Origin of the sequence: Chitinophaga sp. CB10 (genome assembly GCA_001870995.2) — a bacterium.
In the GTDB taxonomy this organism is placed as follows: domain Bacteria; phylum Bacteroidota; class Bacteroidia; order Chitinophagales; family Chitinophagaceae; genus Chitinophaga.
The window spans coordinates 83,683-100,908 of record MLAV02000014.1; the positions used below are offsets into that span (position 1 = coordinate 83,683).

The 17,226-nt window shown below is 54.0% G+C and carries 10 protein-coding genes; 4 read left to right on the forward strand and 6 right to left on the reverse strand.

What is annotated here, in order from left to right:
• Window positions 1-59: 59 nt before the first annotated feature.
• From BOC67_RS18795 to BOC67_RS18810, 4 genes are all read left to right on the forward strand, one after another.
• Complete coding sequence (locus BOC67_RS18795) at window positions 60-2,549, forward strand: glycosyl hydrolase family 28-related protein (RefSeq protein WP_291912377.1); 2,490 nt, start codon at window positions 60-62, stop codon at window positions 2,547-2,549.
• A gap of 63 nt (window positions 2,550-2,612) precedes the next feature.
• Window positions 2,613-3,404, forward strand: coding sequence for a HipA family kinase (locus tag BOC67_RS18800; protein ID WP_291912379.1), 792 nt, complete (start codon window positions 2,613-2,615; stop codon window positions 3,402-3,404).
• Window positions 3,382-3,771, forward strand: a complete 390-nt coding sequence (locus BOC67_RS18805; RefSeq protein ID WP_291912381.1) for a DUF3037 domain-containing protein — start codon at window positions 3,382-3,384, stop codon at window positions 3,769-3,771. Before BOC67_RS18800 ends, BOC67_RS18805 begins: the two co-directional genes overlap by 23 nt.
• A 31-nt stretch (window positions 3,772-3,802) precedes the next feature.
• A complete protein-coding gene (locus BOC67_RS18810; RefSeq protein WP_291912383.1) occupies window positions 3,803-5,395 on the forward strand; it encodes a beta-N-acetylhexosaminidase in 1,593 nt (530 codons plus the stop codon).
• A gap of 65 nt (window positions 5,396-5,460) precedes the next feature.
• Here BOC67_RS18810 and BOC67_RS18815 read toward each other — a convergent pair whose 3' ends face one another.
• Genes BOC67_RS18815 through BOC67_RS18840 form a run of 6 tightly spaced genes read right to left on the reverse strand, consistent with a single transcriptional unit; the run spans window position 5,461 to window position 17,011 of the window.
• The gene (locus BOC67_RS18815; protein WP_291912385.1) at window positions 5,461-6,891 is read right to left on the reverse strand and encodes an alpha-L-fucosidase; all 1,431 of its coding nucleotides are present in this window, start codon (window positions 6,889-6,891) and stop codon (window positions 5,461-5,463) included.
• A 15-nt stretch (window positions 6,892-6,906) separates the two neighbouring features.
• Window positions 6,907-8,682, reverse strand: coding sequence for a RagB/SusD family nutrient uptake outer membrane protein (locus BOC67_RS18820; RefSeq protein ID WP_291912387.1), 1,776 nt, complete (start codon window positions 8,680-8,682; stop codon window positions 6,907-6,909).
• A 28-nt stretch (window positions 8,683-8,710) separates the two neighbouring features.
• Window positions 8,711-11,827, reverse strand: coding sequence for a TonB-dependent receptor (locus tag BOC67_RS18825; protein WP_291912389.1), 3,117 nt, complete (start codon window positions 11,825-11,827; stop codon window positions 8,711-8,713).
• An 18-nt stretch (window positions 11,828-11,845) separates the two neighbouring features.
• The gene (locus BOC67_RS18830; protein WP_291912391.1) at window positions 11,846-13,480 is read right to left on the reverse strand and encodes a RagB/SusD family nutrient uptake outer membrane protein; all 1,635 of its coding nucleotides are present in this window, start codon (window positions 13,478-13,480) and stop codon (window positions 11,846-11,848) included.
• Between the two features lie 18 nt (window positions 13,481-13,498).
• Window positions 13,499-16,309 carry a SusC/RagA family TonB-linked outer membrane protein gene (locus BOC67_RS18835; protein ID WP_291912393.1) on the reverse strand — a complete coding sequence of 937 codons (2,811 nt, stop codon included), beginning with the start codon at window positions 16,307-16,309 and terminating at the stop codon, window positions 13,499-13,501.
• 30 nt (window positions 16,310-16,339) lie between these two features.
• Window positions 16,340-17,011, reverse strand: coding sequence for a CHRD domain-containing protein (locus tag BOC67_RS18840; RefSeq protein WP_291912396.1), 672 nt, complete (start codon window positions 17,009-17,011; stop codon window positions 16,340-16,342).
• Window positions 17,012-17,226 lie beyond the last annotated feature (215 nt).

A 17,226-nucleotide genomic window follows, 5' to 3' on the forward strand; every position in this document is an offset into this window, starting at 1 on the left:
GATTGTATCAGCAGAACTTCCACGGCTAAACTATCTTGGGTAGATAGCATAATACCGTTATGAAAAACACATGGCTGATCAGCGGCACGCTCTGCATGGCCCTCTTCTCTACCCGCCTGCATGCGCAGGAGTTTACCAATATTCCTAACCTCTTTTCGGCAGGTAAGGATACCCTGTATGTGCCCACCGGCAGCACGTACGCCTATACGGTGGATACGCCGCCCGGCGAAGGACTCGTCAGCACGTTTAAAGATGCGTTAGGTTTACTGCCCCAGCTTAAAGCAGCCTATCCGTCGTATTCCTTTGACGCGATCGCTGCTGATAAAGTAGCGGTAACATCTCCCGGAAAAAAAACAAAAAAGTATATACTAAAGGCCGTACCGGCCGCCCTTACCGGGCAACTCACCGCAACCTGTGACGGCCGGCAGCTGCTGCTGTATTTCAAAGCCGGGCAGCGCAGCCCGGATGCAACGGTGGAAATCACCCTGCCGGCAGCCCTGCGCATCACGCAGCCTGATTCCCTGGCGGTAAACGTGATCGGCAGAGGCATGACGCCGCTGCAACGGTTATCCCAAACCAGCTCCGGCCGGTTTGGCGCAGGCTATCGCTTCCCCGTGATTGGGGAAGGCGCTGTCAGCACCGCAAAGGACGGGAGCGCGGTGATTACCCTTTCCCACCTGGACCTGCGGCCCGATAACGGCACGGATGTGATACTACGTGTACCCGTCAACGTTACAGACCACCCGGAAAAGTATATCATCAGGGCCAGGTACCGCACTACAGAACCGGAGCAGCTTTGGAGCGGGTTTTCAGCAGCGCCTCTAACGCGCACGCCTATAGGAAATCGCCCCGGACCGGAACCTTATATTTTCAGCGTTACCGATACAACGGATAACACCGCTGCCATCAACGCCGCGATTGATAGCTTGCACCGTGCCGGCGGCGGCACGCTGTATTTTTCCGCCGGCGTCTACCGGGTACGTACCGTACACCTGAAAAGCAATGTGTATTTGTATATCAGCAAAGGCGCTACCATCAAGGCGCTCAAAGGAGGGGACGCGCCTGAAACCACCTGGTTTTCCGACAAGGCGTACCGCTCCGGCCTGTCCCCAACGGATCACGGCCCCTACGACGATCCGGAAAACTACCTCACCAAGCAGGACGTAGGCCATCACTATTTCCGCAACGCCATGTTTACCGGCGAGCGCCTGGATAATATTAAAATCACCGGCAACGGGCGCATCACGGGTAATGGCAACCTCGTAACGGGGGATAAGGTGATGAACAATGCGCCGGATAACCGCTGCGATAAAATGTTCTCCCTGAAGCTCTGCACCAACGTGGAAATCGGCGGACTGCCACGCAGGGAAGACCTCTGGTACGACGAGCAAAAAGATGAGCCCTACTACATCAGCGGCAACCCGGATACGGATAATATGCTGCATATAGACCAGGCTGGCCATTTTGTACTGCTGGCCACCGGTACGGACAACGTGTATGTACACGATACGTACTTCGGCCGGCACAGCGCCAAAAATGCGCGGGATATTTATGACTTCATGGCCTGTAATAATGTGACGGTGACAAATATCTATTCCAAAGTAAGTTCCGATGATATCGTGAAGCCGGGCAGCGATTGCTCCCTGGGCTTTACCCGGCCGGCGCGGCATTACAGGGTGCGCAATATCATCGGCGATACCAACTGCAACCTCTTCCAGATAGGTTCCGAAACAGCGGACGATATACAGGATATTTGTGTGGATAACATTTATGTGCTCGGGGCCAACAAGGCGGGCTTCAGTATTTCCACCAACGACGGCGCGCATATCAGGGACGTTCATCTGAACTGCGGGCATACAGGCTCGCTGCATCACCGCTCCAAAATGCTGCGTGCGGCCGCACCCTTCTTTATCTCCATTTCCAACCGCGCCCGCATCATCGGCGCCCGGGCGGAAACCTTCAGCTTCCGCGAACATGGCCGGGATCATAAGGAATTGCTGATCACCAATGTGAACATCGGGAAGGTGGAAAACATTCTGCTGAACGGCATCGATATCTCGGAAGTTTACGGCGGCAGTTCGTTTAGCGGTCAGCGTTGGAAGCCCTATGACGGCAGCCAGCGCCGCTTTGCCGCTATAGTAGCGGGCTACGCCCTGCCGGAAAATATCGGTTTCACCCTGCCGGATGGCCGCGCTACGGGCTATATCTCCAACATCGCTTTCACCGATATCCGCCTCACCGCCAAAGGAGGCAACCCTATCAGCGATACGGCGCAAACCCCACAGGAGCTGGGCGTAGGGCAGTACAACGCGGCGGACCTCAAGGTGCAGCCTTCCTATGGCCTCTGGGCCAGGCATGTGCAGCAGCTGTCGATTAAAAACGCTTCGTTTGATGCAGAGCAGGCGGACCACCGCTATGGCGTATATATGGAAGATGTGATAGGCGCTACGCTGGATGGCCTGCGTATCCGCAAAACTGCCGAACAGCGGGAAGCCGTGAAGATCGTGGACAGCCGCGATGCCCGCCTGTCAAATATTACTACTTTCTAAAAAAAATGAGCTAATTTTCGGGCTGTCTTTGTTGGGCATGAAAATACGGTAAGTATGAATGAAATGGAACCAAAGCTTAGGACAGTCCATGTAACCCGCTACATCACTCCACTGCGGGAAGGCGGCTCCATGCCGGGCCTTGCGGAAGCTGACGACGGCTTTATGTATGTGCTGAAATTCCGGGGCGCAGGCCAGGGCGTAAAAGCGTTGATAGCGGAATTGATTGGCGGGGAAATAGCCCGGGCGCTGAAACTGCGTGTACCCGAGCTGGTGTTTGCCACGCTGGACGAAGCCTTTGGCAGAACCGAAGCGGACGAAGAAATACAGGACCTGCTGCGTTCCAGCGAAGGCCTCAACCTCGCCCTGCACTTCCTCTCCGCCGCAGCTACCTACGACCCGGCAGTAACCATCATCGAACCGGAGCTGGCCTCGCAGATCGTTTGGCTGGATGCCCTGCTGACCAATGTGGACCGCACTTCGCGTAATACCAACATGCTCTGGTGGAAAAATGAACTCTGGCTCATCGACCACGGCGCCTCCCTCTATTTCCATCATACCTGGCAGAACTGGAAGGACCAGGCCGTACGCCCGTTTGCGCAGATAGCCAACCACGTGCTGCTGCCCCAGGCAACGGAGCTGGAAACGGTGGATAAACAATTCCGCGCCATACTGACGCCGGAAGTGATCCGCGGCATTGTGGACCTGATCCCGGACGTATGGATTACCAGCAGCGGCGACTGGGAAGAAACCCCGGACGAAGTACGCAACGTATATTTTGAATTCCTGACTACCAGGATCGCCTCATCAGAAATTTTTGTAAAAGCAGCCCAAGATGCAAGAGAAACGCTTGTTTGAATATGAATATGCGGTCATCCGCATTGTGCCCAGGGTAGAGCGGGAAGAGTTCCTCAACGTGGGAGTAGTGCTGTATTGCCGGCAGCAGAAATTTTTGCAGTCGCTCGTAGCGCTGGATGAAGAAAGGTTGCGCTGCTTTTCCCCACTCACGGATCTGACGCTGATTAAATCCTACTTGTCAGCATTTACCAATATCTGCGCTGCCGCCTCGGCGGACAGTCCTATCGCCAAACTGGACCCGGCCGGCCGTTTCCGCTGGCTCACCGCCACGCGTTCTACGATGCTGCAAACCTCCAGGGTACACCCGGGGCTTACGGCAGATCCCGCAGCGACCTTACAGCGGTTACTGGAAACGCTGGTACTGTGAACTTAAACATCAACCTAAAATCATAAGAACAGTGAAACTAAAAAAAACATTCCTGTTGGCAGCCATTCTTTGGGGGTATCACGCCTACGCACAAACGAAGTGCCCGGTGATACCCATGCCAGCCAGCGCCACGACGGTGGATGACGCCACCGTGGCCATCGACAAAAAACTGCAAACCCGCCTGGGCGCTAAAGCCGGTACTAACGCTGCCGGCTATCTGAAAACGGAAGTCGCTAAAATTACCACGCTGCCCGATGCTGGCAAAAAAGCGCCGGCCGTTATACTGTCCATCGCAAAACTGGAAAATACCAACCCGGAATATTACGAACTGCAGGTTACCGATAAAGCCATCAACATCACAGCCAATACGGATAAAGGGCTGTTCAACGGCGTGGTTACGCTGCTGCAGCTGATCCGTAATGAAGCAGGCCAGCTCCATCACTGGACCATCAAAGACGCGCCGCAGTACGGCTGGCGCGGGTTCATGCTGGATGAATCCCGCCACTTCTTCGGCAAACAAAAAGTGAAATCCCTGCTGGACTGGATGGCTTACTACAAGCTTAACAAATTTCACTGGCACCTGACGGACGAGCCGGGATGGCGCATCGAAATCAAACAATACCCGAAACTCACCAGCATAGGCGGCATCGGCAATTACACCGATCCCAAAGCGCCGGCTACCTTCTATACCCAGGCGGACGTTAAAGAGATTGTCCGCTACGCGGCGGAAAGGAATATCGACGTGATTCCTGAAATCGATATGCCCGGCCACGCCACAGCAGCCAACAACGCTTACCCGGAATACAGCGGCGGCGGTTCCAAAGGCCATCCTGAATTTACGTTCAACCCCGGCAAGGAAGCTACCTATAGCTACCTGACCAATATCCTCCGGGAAGTCAACCAGCTGTTTCCTGCCCATATGATCCACCTCGGTGGGGATGAAGTGAGCTACGGCAACGAAAAGTGGAGCAGTAACAAGGATATCCAGGCGCTCATGCAGCGGGAACACCTGGCCAACCTGAAGGAAGTAGAATTGTATTTCATGCAGCGCATGTCCGACTCGCTCTACAAACTCAACAGCAAAATGCTGGCCTGGGACGAGATGGCGGAAGTATCCCTGCCGAAAGATAAAACCATTATTTACTGGTGGCGCCACGATAAGCCCAATACGCTGAAGATGGCGCTGGAAAAGGGTTATACGACCGTAATTTGTCCGCGGCTGCCGCTGTATTTCGACTTCGTGCAGGACAGTGCCCATAAGCACGGCCGTAAATGGAGCAAGCTGTATAACCCGGTAGAAAGCGTGTACAGGTTTTCCCCGCTGACGCTGCTGCCCGCGGATGTAAGCCCTTCCCTGGTGGCCGGCATGCAGGCCAACCTCTGGACGGAAACGGTGTCCGATACGAAGCGGCTGGATTACCTGCTGTTCCCACGGATCTGCGCACTGGCGGAAATCTGCTGGACGGCTCCTGAAAAGAAAAACGAGGCGGACTTCATGCAGCGCCTGCAACCGCAGCTGAAATTATTTGAAGCGGCGGGCCTTTATTACTACGACCCATTCCAGCCAAACCTGCACCCGGAACCCGTCCCGAAGAAGAAGACCATCAGCGACTATAAAGACTAAAAAAAGTAAGGCATCGGCGAAAGCCGATGCCGTTTTTCATTTGGGGCTAACCGATCATGCATATCTTAGGTCTTCGCTTTCTGGTATCTTCCATTGGCAGCGCCCTGATGGTAGTCCACCCGGATCACCTGCGGCGAAGTGTATAATTTTATGGGTACGTGAATGAGATACTGGTTTTCCGCGATCTCCTCCACTTTCAGCGCATTGCCATTGCTGTCCGCAAAGGCGGCTTTATCCAGCACCATGCCTCTGGGCGTGCGCACCTTCAGCAGCCCGCTGGAAGGCCAGTTGAATACGATCATGTTCAGCTGGTTGCGGCCTTGTTGTTTCGTATAGTAACCCCAGTCTTCCTTTTTCATGCCGGCGTAATCGCAGTTCCAGATGGCGTTGCCATACCTGCCCATCCAGTTGCCGATGTAATTGGCAATGTCCTGCTCTTCCTTGCGGAAATCCCCGTTGCCGGTAGGGCCGAAGTTCAGCAGGAAGTTGCCGCCCATGGAAGTGGTATGCACCAGCATTTCCAGCAGCTCCAATGGCGACTTCACATGGCTCACGCTCCAATCCTTGTGGTAGCCCCACTGGTTTTCAGGAATGGTCATGCAGGCTTCCCAATCCCAACGGGTAACGGCCGTGTCTATAACGGGGTCGGGTAAACGGCGTTCGTAACCGGACTCGTAATCGCCCATCAGCTGCCCGTTGGAATCCTTGTGGCGTTTGCCGTAGTCATCTGCGCGGAGGCGGCTGTTTACAATTGTTCCTGGGTTTACCTCCTTCAGCATTTTTTCCACTTCATAGGTCCATTTGCCGTTCTTTTTTACGGAGTTATCCCAGGTGCCGTCAAACCAGAAAGCCTTTACGGTAGGGTAGTTGGTGGCCAGCTCTTTCAGCTGGTTGTACGCAAAGTCCAGGTAGCGTTTGAAAGCAATGCTGTCTTCAGCGGACCTGATATCATACCGCCAGTCCGGATGATGCCAGTCCAGCACGGAGTAGTAGAAGTTCACGTCAATGCCTTCCGCATTGTACGCTTCCACCAGTTGCCGGAGGATGTCCTTTTTATACGGGCTGTTAGCCACGGAGAAGTCCGTGTACTTACTGGGCCAGAGGCAAAAGCCTTCGTGGTGCTTGGTGGTAATGGTCATGTATTTCACGCCCATTTTTTTTGCCATCTTCGCCCATTGCTTCGCGTCAAACTTCACGGGGTTGAACTGGTACATGAGGGAGTCCCAGGTGGCCGTTGGAATACGGGCGCTGGATTTCAGGAACTCCGCTGCATAGTTATAAGTCTTGCCGTTCCATACACCGCCGGGTATGGCATACAGCCCCCAGTGGATGAATTGCCCGAAGCGGTTGCTGCGCCATTTGTTCATGGCGTCGTCCGTGCGTTTGCCGCTGTATTGAGCGCCATACTGTAAGGGTATGGCGCTTTGTGGTTTTTCCTGCGCGCTTGCCTGTAAAATGCTGCCCAGCAGCGCGGCAGAGAGGATCAGTTTCTTCATGTCTTATATAGAATATTACCAGCCTGGATTTTGTAATAATGCCGAGCTTTTGTTTACTTCATCAAATGGTAAAGGACAGAAATACATTTTCGGATACAGGAACACGGCGTTCAGCGCGGTGATAGCCTGGTAGGTAAAAGTGTTGTCCTGTTGTTTGGTGACCATCATCCCCTGGATAGGTACGTTTTCCGTTACTTCCGCCGTTTTCCATCTCCTGGTATCATAGTACCAGTGGCCTTCGTAGTTGAACTCCACTTCATACTCGTTGCGGATGATACTCCGCATGGATTCCTTGCTCATACCGGGTTCCAGGCCGTACATGCCATCGCTGCCGGGGATGATGCCCGCGCGGCGGCGGATGGCTTTAATGATGTCATATACTTCCGCGGTAGGGCCATTCAGCTCATTCATCGCTTCTGCGTAGCCCATGAGGATTTCCGCATAGCGGATCACGGGCAGCACACGGTTTTGGTTAGTGTACCTGCCGGTGCTGTCGTTACTCATTTTACGGCTGTAGTAGCCGGTTTTGGTGGAATAGGCCTGCAAGCCATCGCCGGTGAGCGTGCCCTGCCAGGTTTTATAGATATCCACCGGGTCCATCTTTTTGGTACTGTTATTAAATACCGTAGCCTGGTTATAGATGATGGAGCAGTAGAAACGAGGGTCCCTGTTGTTGTAAGGGAATTTGGGATCATAGCCGGAGCCCGGGCTGCTGGTGGCTTTACCGTTGGCCATACCGAAGGCGTCTACAAGGTTCTGGCTGGGCGTGCTCCATCCGGAACCGCCCCTGGACAGCGGGAAGCGCGCGCCTTCATACTTGGTGTTGGGAGCGAGCATATGCGGCATGATATACTCTGAGTTCTTGCGGATGAGGAACATTTTCCAGTAGCTGTAACCGGGCCTTGCGCTCGGCGTAGTTTCCGTTTCGAACAGGGAGTAGATGCCGGAGTTCATCACCGCTTTACAGGCGTCGGCAGCTTTTTGCCAGAGGGAGGCGTCATAGCCGGCGCTGTAGCAGATCAGCGGCTGCAGCTGCGGGTCCGTCGTTATTGGATTGCCGTTGTACAGCGGGCTGGCGGCTGTTACGAGCATGCGGGCCTTCAGCGCCTGGCACATGCCTTTGGTGATATGCCCGTACTCCGCCGCCGGCTGTTCCGCAGCCGTAGGCAGGTCCTGTGCGGCTTTGTCGCATTCCGCGGCAATGTAATCAATACATTCTTTATAACTGTTACGCTTATACGTCATTGGCGTGGAGATGTCGTACGCCGTATCGGAAACGATCATAACGCCGCCGTATAAACGAACCAGCTGGGAGTAGAAGAACGCGCGGAGGAAGCGGGCTTCCGCCGCGGTGCGTACCTGGGCGGCCAGCGAGAGGGGCGAGTTCTTCACTTTCAGCATGTACTGGTTGGCTGCGCGGATTTTGGCGTAGAACACCTTGTAGTAGTTATTGGAAAAATAATCCTTTGCGGTATTGGCGCCGGTAATGAAGCTGGCCTGCGGATCGCTGTAGTAGGATACCGAATGGGAGGTCATATCCTCAAAGCAGGCGTAATCATTTCCCTTGGGCGTGGTTACGTAGTTGTAACGGTCATGCACCAGGTCAGTAGCCGTGTAATAATACATATCCACGAGGAAAGACAGTGTTTTCGCGGAATCGGAGAACACCATCTGTTCTGTCAGCGATTCGGTCTGCCTTTTATCAAGGAAGCTGTCAGACTTTTTGCAGGCGGCAAACATAGCCATGGCAAGGCATCCTGCGGCGGTATATTTTAAAAGTTGTTTGATCATGCGCTAAGATTTTTTAGTACAAGTTATTTTACAATCCTACCTGGACGCCTACGTTATAAATGCGCTGCTGCGGATATTCGCCAATAGAGGAGGACATGGCCGACTCAGGGTCGATCGCCACCGGCAGACCGGTGTACACCAGCGCCATATTGTATCCGTTGGCATAAATGCGGATGCTCTTCAGCAGCTTGCGTTTCAGCAGGGAGGCAGGCACGCTGTAGCCCAGCTCCACGTTTTTCCACCTTACGTAGTCGCCTTTGCGGTACCAGAAAGTAGATGGTTGGGAGCTGGCGTTCTTATCGTTCAGTGCAGGGTACACGGCATCCGTAGCCCATGGCGTCCAGCGGCCGAGGTTGAACGGTACGGACTGGCGTTCAGGACGGCTGTAGGCCAGGCTTCCCCTCGAGATGTTGATCATATAATCAAACGCTCCCTGGAAGAGGGTACTGAAGTCGAATCCCTTGTAGGAGAATCCAAAGCTGAAGCCGGCGGTATAGCGGGGCAGGTTAACGCCCATCGCCTGTTTATCGTTATCGTCGATAATACCGTCTCCATTCAGGTCGGCGAATTTCAACGCGCCAGGGAAGAGGTTTTGCATAGGCACGCTGGTCACCAGTTTAGGGCTCTTGTACAGGTCCTCGATATCTTCGAACATGCCGATGTACTGATAACCGAAAGCCTGCCCGATGGACTTACCGGTTTGCGCCATCCATGGATAACGTGCATTGGCTTCATCCATATAGAGGATCTTGTTTTTCGCGAAGCTCACCTGGCCTTTTACAAAGTATTGCAGTTTGTGGGAGCGGTTGTTGTATTCCACTTCCACTTCATAACCTTTGTTGCTTACCCGGCCGATGTTCATCGGAGGCAGGCCCACGCCTATTGCTAAAGGAACGGTGCCGCGGGTGGAGAGGATGTCATAACGGTAGTTATCAAAGTAATCCGCTACGATGCCGATCTTCCCGTTGAACATTTTGATGTCCACACCGATGTCCGTCTTGCGCTCTTTTTCCCAGGTTACCTGGTTGTTGCCCAGGTCCCCTTCTACGATACCGCCAATGTTGGTGGAGTTTTCCCCGAAGTTGTAACCTTTCCCGGTGTTGTAAATCTGCTCGTAGAGGTATTTGTAGGCGCCGATCTTATCGCTGCCCACGAGGCCGTAGGAACCGCGGATCTTGAAGGCGTCAATGAAAGTGATGTTCTCTTTAAAGAATTTTTCTTCGCTGATGTTCCAGCCCAGGCCGATGGCCGGGAACAGGCCGTATTTCTTGCCGCTGGCAAACCGGTCGGACCCGTTGTAGCCGGCGTTGAAATCCACCAGGTATTTGGTATTGTAGTTATAGCTGATACGGCCGGTGAAACCGCGGAAGTTATTAGGGATACCAGCCACTACATCCGGACTGGAGAAGGTGTTGCTGGTGTTGGTAATCTGGTTGAATAACACGAGCCCGCTCACGTTATGCTTGTTAAATGAACGCGCATAGTTCAGCGTAGCCTGCAGGTTGAGTTTGCGCGCGCTGCCGCGGTAGCCGCCGCCTGCGCTGAGGCGTCCCATCCGGTACAGGTTATTCACCACTGGTTTGTAGGACTGGTCTACCTGGTCGTAATAATAAGTAAGGATTTCATTGTTGGCGCGTGTCAGGCTCCTCTCGAAAGAGTAATCACTCGCGAGGGATACCAGCAAATTAGCGCTCAAACCTTTGGTGATGAAATCCAGTTTCTGGTTGGCGGAGGTAACCACGTTGAAGTTGTTTTCGAAGCTGCGTTTGTAGCCGGAGTATTGCAGTACCGCTACAGGATTGAGCTTGGTGCCGCCGGAATTCAGGACCCCGCCGAAGCTGCCATCCTGGTTATATACCGGGTAGCCGAAGGAGGATAGTTCCCCGTTCCAGAGGTATTGGAAGGTGGTACCGCCGCCGGTGAAAGCTTTATCATTCGGCTCGTTGATGGTACCGAACCTGCCGGAGAGGTCTACACGAATATGCAGGTCCTTGGTAGGATCGATGTCGATATTGGAGCGGAAGTTATAGCGGTTATAAAAGTGATTGCCGTTGTAACCTTCGTTCTTGCTGAAGTTCTGGAAGATGCCTCCCTGTGTGAGGTATCCCAGGGAGATAAAGTATTTGATCTGGTTGGAACCGCCGCTGATATCGAAGTTGGTGCGGTTTTGCATGCTGTAATCTTTCATGAGCACATCCCACCAGTCCACATACGGATGCATGTAAGGATCGCTGTTGTCTTTATAATAATCCAGGTTGTTGTTGGCAAAAAACTGCGGGTAGTTCACTGCGGGGTCGCGGAGGGAGGTTGTTTCCGATTCGCGCAGCAGGCGCAGCGTGGTGTACCCGTCGTTCATTCTCGGCGGGCGTGTAGGCGTGAGCGCGCCGGTTTCGTTGCGTACGGTGAGCATAGGCCGGCCGCTTTTTCCGCGGCGGGTGGTGATCACCATTACGCCGTTGGCGCCCCTGATACCGTAAACTGCCGTGGTGGAAGCGTCTTTCAGGATGGAGATGCTTTCGATCTCGTTCGGGTCGAGCTGGCTCACCTGTTCGTAGGAGAACTCGATATCATCCACGATGATCAGCGGGTTGTTGGCGGAGTTGTTATCCGTGGTGTTATAGGAGCTGTTACCGCGGATGGAGAACACGGCGCCATCTTTACCGGGTTGTCCGCCGCGCTGCTGGGTAAATAGGCCCGGAAGCCGGCCGGCCAGCGCGTTCTGTAAGCTCGCGGAAGGGCTCTGGCGGATCTGCGCGCCGGAGATGGAACTTACTGCGCCGGTAACGGTGGGCTTTTTAGGCGTGGCGTAACCGATTACCACCACATCTTCCATACCCTTCACGTCAGGGCTGAGTACCACGGTGCCGGATGCCTGTGCTGCCGGTATTTCCCGCTTCAGATAACCTACGTAGGAGAACACGAGGATGCGCATTTTCCCTTTCAGGGTGAGGGAATACCTTCCCTTTTCGTCGGTAGCCACTCCATTGGAAGGATTATCCTTTTCAAAAACTGATACGCCGATCAGGGGCTGGGCGCCTTCTGTTACCGTACCGCTGATGACAGGGCCGGCAGGCTGCTGTGCCAGCGCCGGCAACGCCAGCAGCAGGATACAGATGGATAATACAGGATATATGAATTTTTTCATTGTTAGCCTTTTTTAAGATTACCAGTTAGGATTTTGGCGCATGTTGGCGTTGGATATCATTTCCTGATAAGGGATAGGATAGAGGTACATGCGGTCCGCCAGGAATTTGGTGGCTGTTACCTCTACCTTTTTGTAGGTCAGCGTGCCGTCCGTCGCCTTCGTGATCTGTATGCCGTGGAGCGGTTGGTTCAGCACTTTGTCGGCAATTTTCCAGCGGCGGATATCCCAGAAGCGCTGTTCTTCGAAAGCCATTTCCACGCGGCGCTCGTGGCGGATGCGGTCCCGCATCTGCTCTTTGGTAAGGCCGGTCGGCAGCGTGTATGGATTGAGTTTAGCGCGTTTGCGGATTTGTTCTACGGCATCGTACACTTCTTTCACCGGTCCGTTCGCCTCGTTGAGCGCTTCCGCGTAGTTAAGCAGGATCTCGCCGTAGCGGATGATCGGGAAGCAGTGGTCGGAGCTGGTGTAGCTGCTGGTAGTGCCGGCAGTGGTGAGGAACTTGCGCATATAATAACCGGTGCGTGTTTCGCCGCTCACGGTGTTGCCAAAGCCCAGCACCCGGTCAATACCGCCATCGAAGGTTTCCACGCTGCGGCCCAGCCAGGACATACCGTTGTGGAAAACAGTATAGTAAAAGCGCGGGTCGCGGCCATTGTAAGGCTTGCTGGCATCATAACCGCTGCCGCTTTCCGTGATCATTTTACCGTTGGCCATTTCAAATTCATCCACCAGTTCCTGCGTGGGGTTGGTGTTGCCGGCATCGCCACGTTTGGAACCTACGGGGCCGTTGAGCATTTCTACGGTGTAACCCTGGCCGGTCATGTAGGCCACGATGATCTCGGAATTTTTACGTTTGAGGTACACCTCGTCAAAGGCTGCCGGCAGGGAATAGGTTTTGCTGTCTATTACATCTTTGGCTGCCTGTGCGGCTGCCAGCCATTTCTCCGTATTATGGTCCGGGTTATTCAGCTCGCTGGCGGCATATAACAGTACCCTGGATTTGAGCGCCATGGCTGCGCCGCGGGTGAGGCGGCCGTAGTAGGCCGTGGCGTAGGATACCGGCAGGTAATTGCGGGCGCTGTCCGCTTCCTTCACGATATATTTTACGCACTCTTCATAACTGTTACGGGAGTACGATAAATCGCTGTTGATGTCAAACACCTTATCTCCAATGATCGGTACGCCGCCCCATCTTTTGGTCAGCTCAAAATAAGCCCAGGCGCGGAGCAGGCGTGCCTCGCCTTTCCACTGGTCCTTCAGGCCGGCGGTTTTCAAAGGCACCTGGTCAATTTTGGAGAGGAAGAGGTTCGCCTTCTGTATCAGGTTATAGTTCTGCGTCCAGCGGTTATCCGGGAGGTTATACGGCGTCCACTGCCCGGTGGAAAAATATTGCACGGTAGCTGTTGCGTTGTTGGGAATGGCATCGTCCGTACCGGCGTCCAGGATGTTGTTGGAGATGCGGTTGAAGCCATTGGGCAGGTCCGCATACATGTTGTACAGGTACCGCTCCGCATATACGCCGAGCGAATCCAGCTTGTCGAACACCAGGTCGTCGTTCACGAATTCCAGCGGTTCTTTTTCTATCACATTCTTCTGGCAGGCGGCAATGCCGATGCAGGCCAGCACGGGGAGCAATAGTGTATATCTTTTCATGATGGTAGTCGTTTAGAATTACAGGCCCAGGGTGATACCTCCGTTAATAATGCGCTGGTTGCCCATTGGCGCCATTAAAGATTCAGGATCGAAGCCATTCAGGTTATCTTTCGTGAGCAGGTTGTAGCCGTTCACGAAAATGCGCAGCTGCGAAATTTTGGAATGCGGCAGGAAGGCATTTTTGAAATCATAGCCCAGTTCCACATTTTTCAGGCGCAGGTAGTTGCCGTTTTTCAGCCAGAAGCTGGAACCCTGTGTATTGTTCACATTGCTGCCGAGGGTCAGCCGCGGAAACTCCGCGTTTACGCTGTTGGCCGGCGTCCAGCGGTTGAAGTGCATGGCCTGCGCGTTGGCGTAATCGGTCGTGTAGAACGGCATCACGGAGGCGGGGTCATAATACACGTTCCTGTTGGCCACGCCCTGGATCAGGAATTTAAAATCGAAGCCCTTGTAGGTAAACCCGGCAGTGAGGCCGTAGAATACGAGAGGCTTTTTATTGCCGATGGCGGTTTTATCCAGCTCGTTGATCACGCCGTCGTTATTCAGGTCCTTATAGCGGATATCCCCGGGCGCCGGCGTATAGCCCTGGTAGTTAGCCGTTTTAGTTACATCGGTATTGGTTTGATAGAAGCCGTCTGCCACGAGGCCGAACAGCTGGCCTACCGGCTGGCCGGTGCGGTACATCCATGGATAAGGATACAGCTGCTCGCCGGTGCTGAGCACTTTGCTGGCGGCTACTGAAACGTTGCCTTCTACGAAATATTTAAACCCATGGCGCGCCACCGGGCTGTAGTTCACCACCGCTTCCACACCGCTGTAACGGTTGCTGCCAATATTTTCCTGCGGGTACGGCTGGCCGAAGATGCCGGTGTTCCTTCCCCTGGTTTGCAGCAGGTCATAGAATTTGTTGCGGTAGTAATCCACTGCTATGGAGAGCTGGTCGTGCAGCAGGGCCGCTTCCAATCCTACATCCAGCTTCCAGGCTTTTTCCCAGGTATAGTTCGGGTTGGCCACCTGGGATTTGGCGGCGCCGGAAACGCCGGAGGCGGACTCGCCCACGTTGTAGCCGGTAGTATCAATTTTGTAATTCACCAGGTAAGGATAGTAATTGTCCGGATCGCCGAAGGCCGTTTGGCCGTAGGAAGCGCGTATTTTCAGGCGGTTGATCAGGTTGCTGCTGAAGAAGCGCTCGTTGCTGATCACCCATCCCAGTGCCAGGGAAGGCAGGAAGGCGCCTCGTTTGCCGGGGCGGTAGCGGTTCAGGGAGCTTTGTACCAACGCCAGTTCGGCGAGGTAAGTTTTTTTATAGTCGTAGTTGGCGTTTAATGCATAGTTGGTGTAAACGGCATTCAGCTGGTAAAAGCTTTTGATATTGTTGTCCTGGTTGAAGGTAGCGAGCAGGTTCAGGGACTGGTCCTGCCACTCATGCCCGTAGCCCACCATTACATTGTAATAGTTCTGCCGGGTTTGCATGGAAACGTCCGCTGTACCCTGTTTCACGATACCGTCGCTGTTATACTGGATGTAAGCGCCGGGGTTCAGGCTGTCCGCTTCGTAGGTGGCAAAGGATTTAGAGCGGTCTATCCATTCGCTGTAGTAGTTGTTCATGGAGAGCTGCCCTTTCACCCAAAGTCCTTTCACGAAATCGTCCAGTTTATATTCCAGCGCCATATCCGCGCTGATGCGGCGCTGCGTATTCAGCTGATAGCCTGAGTTGATGGCCATGGCCAGCGGATTGGAGCGATACAGGTTGGTGCCCGCAAAAGAGCCGTTTTTGTTATACACCGGGTAAGCGATCGGCGAGGTGTTGGCAACGCTTTTCATCGTTTCGCCCACACCGGAGCCAGGCTCGTAGTTGGTGGCCAGGGAGCCGAATACATTCAGCGTAAGGGTAATGTCCTTGTTGAATGCTACCGCCGCGTTGGTGCGGATATTATACCGTTTATAATCGTTGTTGGTATTATAGCTGTTCAACGGGGAGGTGGTGAAATTGCCCGTTTGCCCGAAGTGTTCCAGGGAAGCATAATAGTGATAGGCTTTTGCCCGGCCGCCCATGGTCACGTTGTAGCGCTGCTGGGAGGTGCCGCGTTTGGTCACCAGGTCCAGCCAGTCTACATCCGGCTGCGTGTAAGGATCGTTGGCGCCGTTTTTCCAGGCGTCCAGCATGCTTTGCGTAAAACGGGGCGTGCTGCCCGGGTTGGTGTTGAGCTGCGCTTCGTTGTACAGGGTAGCGTAGTCGTAAGCCCGCAGGTAGGAGGGGCGGTACAGTTGTTCCAGTACGCCGTACTGTGCGGAGGCGCCTACCTCAAAATCCTTGCGGCCACGATCCCGCGTGGTTACCATCAGCACCCCGTTGCTGGCGCGCTGGCCATACATGGCAGTGGCCACGGCATCTTTGAGGAGGGTGATGCTCTCAATATCGTTCGGGTTGAAAGCGGTGAAGTCGCGCACCACGCCATCGATCACGATGAGCGGGGCCTCCCCGCGGAACTGTAGCCTGGCGGCGTCCTTACCGGGAGCGCCGCTGCTTTGTACGGTATATAAACCGGGCATGCGGCCGCTGAGCACATTGGTGATATCCGCTACGGGCGTACTTTGTACATCCGCCGTATAGAGCGTACTAACGGCGCTGGCCATATTGGCCCTGTTGGAAACTTTATTCCAGAGGTACACAGGCCGGGCAAACCAGGAGCTGTCTGCTGCAGGCACGACCTTCACGCCGCGGGCGGAATCCTGTGCTACAACAGGCGCTGCAAAGCCCGTGCTGGTGATAACGGCCAGGCATAAACGGGTGAGCGCCCGCTGCCTGTTTTTATAAAGAGGCTTCATGATAATAGATTTTAGGAATAGAAAAGCTGTTTATCGAAGAGTACCGCGTATCAGTCCATTGGGAAAAAGGGTGGAATGTACGTCTACGTACAGCGGGTCCGACTTCAGGGCGCGGAGCGGCTCCCCGGTGATGGACATGTTTAGCTGCTTGCCGTAGTCCGCCGCAGTGCCGGCCAGTTTCAGCACGGTGGCGCCGGCAGGCGTGTGTACATGCGTTTCTTTCAGCACATCGCCGGCAGGTTGATTTTTTACATCGATTGCATACCAGGCCATATTATCTTCCGTCATCCGCAATGACAAACGGCCGGAGGCATTGTTGGCAGCAACGGCTGTCAGGTCCACATCCACGGCATATACGATTTTCTTGTCCAGCTGCCCGCGTACGAGGCCGGTCGGGGCCGACTTGGAAGTGATCACCATATAGCCCGGCGTTTTAATCAGGCTGTCCGCCGCCGCAGGCGATACCGCCATGTTGCCTTTTAATTTCTTACCCGTAAAGGCGCCGGTAATGGTAATGAGGGAAGAGGAAGCGTTTTCCACCGGGCCGCCTATACGCAGTTCCACGCCTTCAGGCGTAATCCCGGCAGGGAGGGAGTCAAAATAAATATCATAATAAAGCTGGTAATCGTCCCGGAGGTAGAGCAGCGCGCTGGCACTGGCTCCATTGCCGGGCGTGGCAGGTACAACATTGATACCTTTCATTTGAACACTCCATAGTTTTTTGACAAATTGATCCGACTCAGGATCCTTTTTACAGCCCACCAAAGAGCATGCGGCAAGCAATAGCATGCAAAAATGGAATAAGGGAATCAGGCGCATTGTTAATTGATTTAAAAAAGTAATGCAATAGCAGGGGCTACAACTGTCCTCTGACAGCCGCCTGCAGTTTTTCATTATTCACTTGGAAATAGCGTTGG

What these genes read in the sequence shown, in the direction of transcription:
- BOC67_RS18840 (WP_291912396.1), bottom strand. Translation starts at nt 17,011, where the DNA reads ATGAAAGGTATCAATGTTGTACCTGCCACGCCCGGCAATGGAGCCAGT.
- BOC67_RS18805 (WP_291912381.1), top strand. Translation starts at nt 3,382, where the DNA reads ATGCAAGAGAAACGCTTGTTTGAATATGAATATGCGGTCATCCGCATT.
- BOC67_RS18795 (WP_291912377.1), top strand. Translation starts at nt 60, where the DNA reads ATGAAAAACACATGGCTGATCAGCGGCACGCTCTGCATGGCCCTCTTC.
- BOC67_RS18830 (WP_291912391.1), bottom strand. Translation starts at nt 13,480, where the DNA reads ATGAAAAGATATACACTATTGCTCCCCGTGCTGGCCTGCATCGGCATT.
- BOC67_RS18835 (WP_291912393.1), bottom strand. Translation starts at nt 16,309, where the DNA reads ATGAAGCCTCTTTATAAAAACAGGCAGCGGGCGCTCACCCGTTTATGC.
- BOC67_RS18825 (WP_291912389.1), bottom strand. Translation starts at nt 11,827, where the DNA reads ATGAAAAAATTCATATATCCTGTATTATCCATCTGTATCCTGCTGCTG.
- BOC67_RS18815 (WP_291912385.1), bottom strand. Translation starts at nt 6,891, where the DNA reads ATGAAGAAACTGATCCTCTCTGCCGCGCTGCTGGGCAGCATTTTACAG.
- BOC67_RS18800 (WP_291912379.1), top strand. Translation starts at nt 2,613, where the DNA reads ATGGAACCAAAGCTTAGGACAGTCCATGTAACCCGCTACATCACTCCA.
- BOC67_RS18820 (WP_291912387.1), bottom strand. Translation starts at nt 8,682, where the DNA reads ATGATCAAACAACTTTTAAAATATACCGCCGCAGGATGCCTTGCCATG.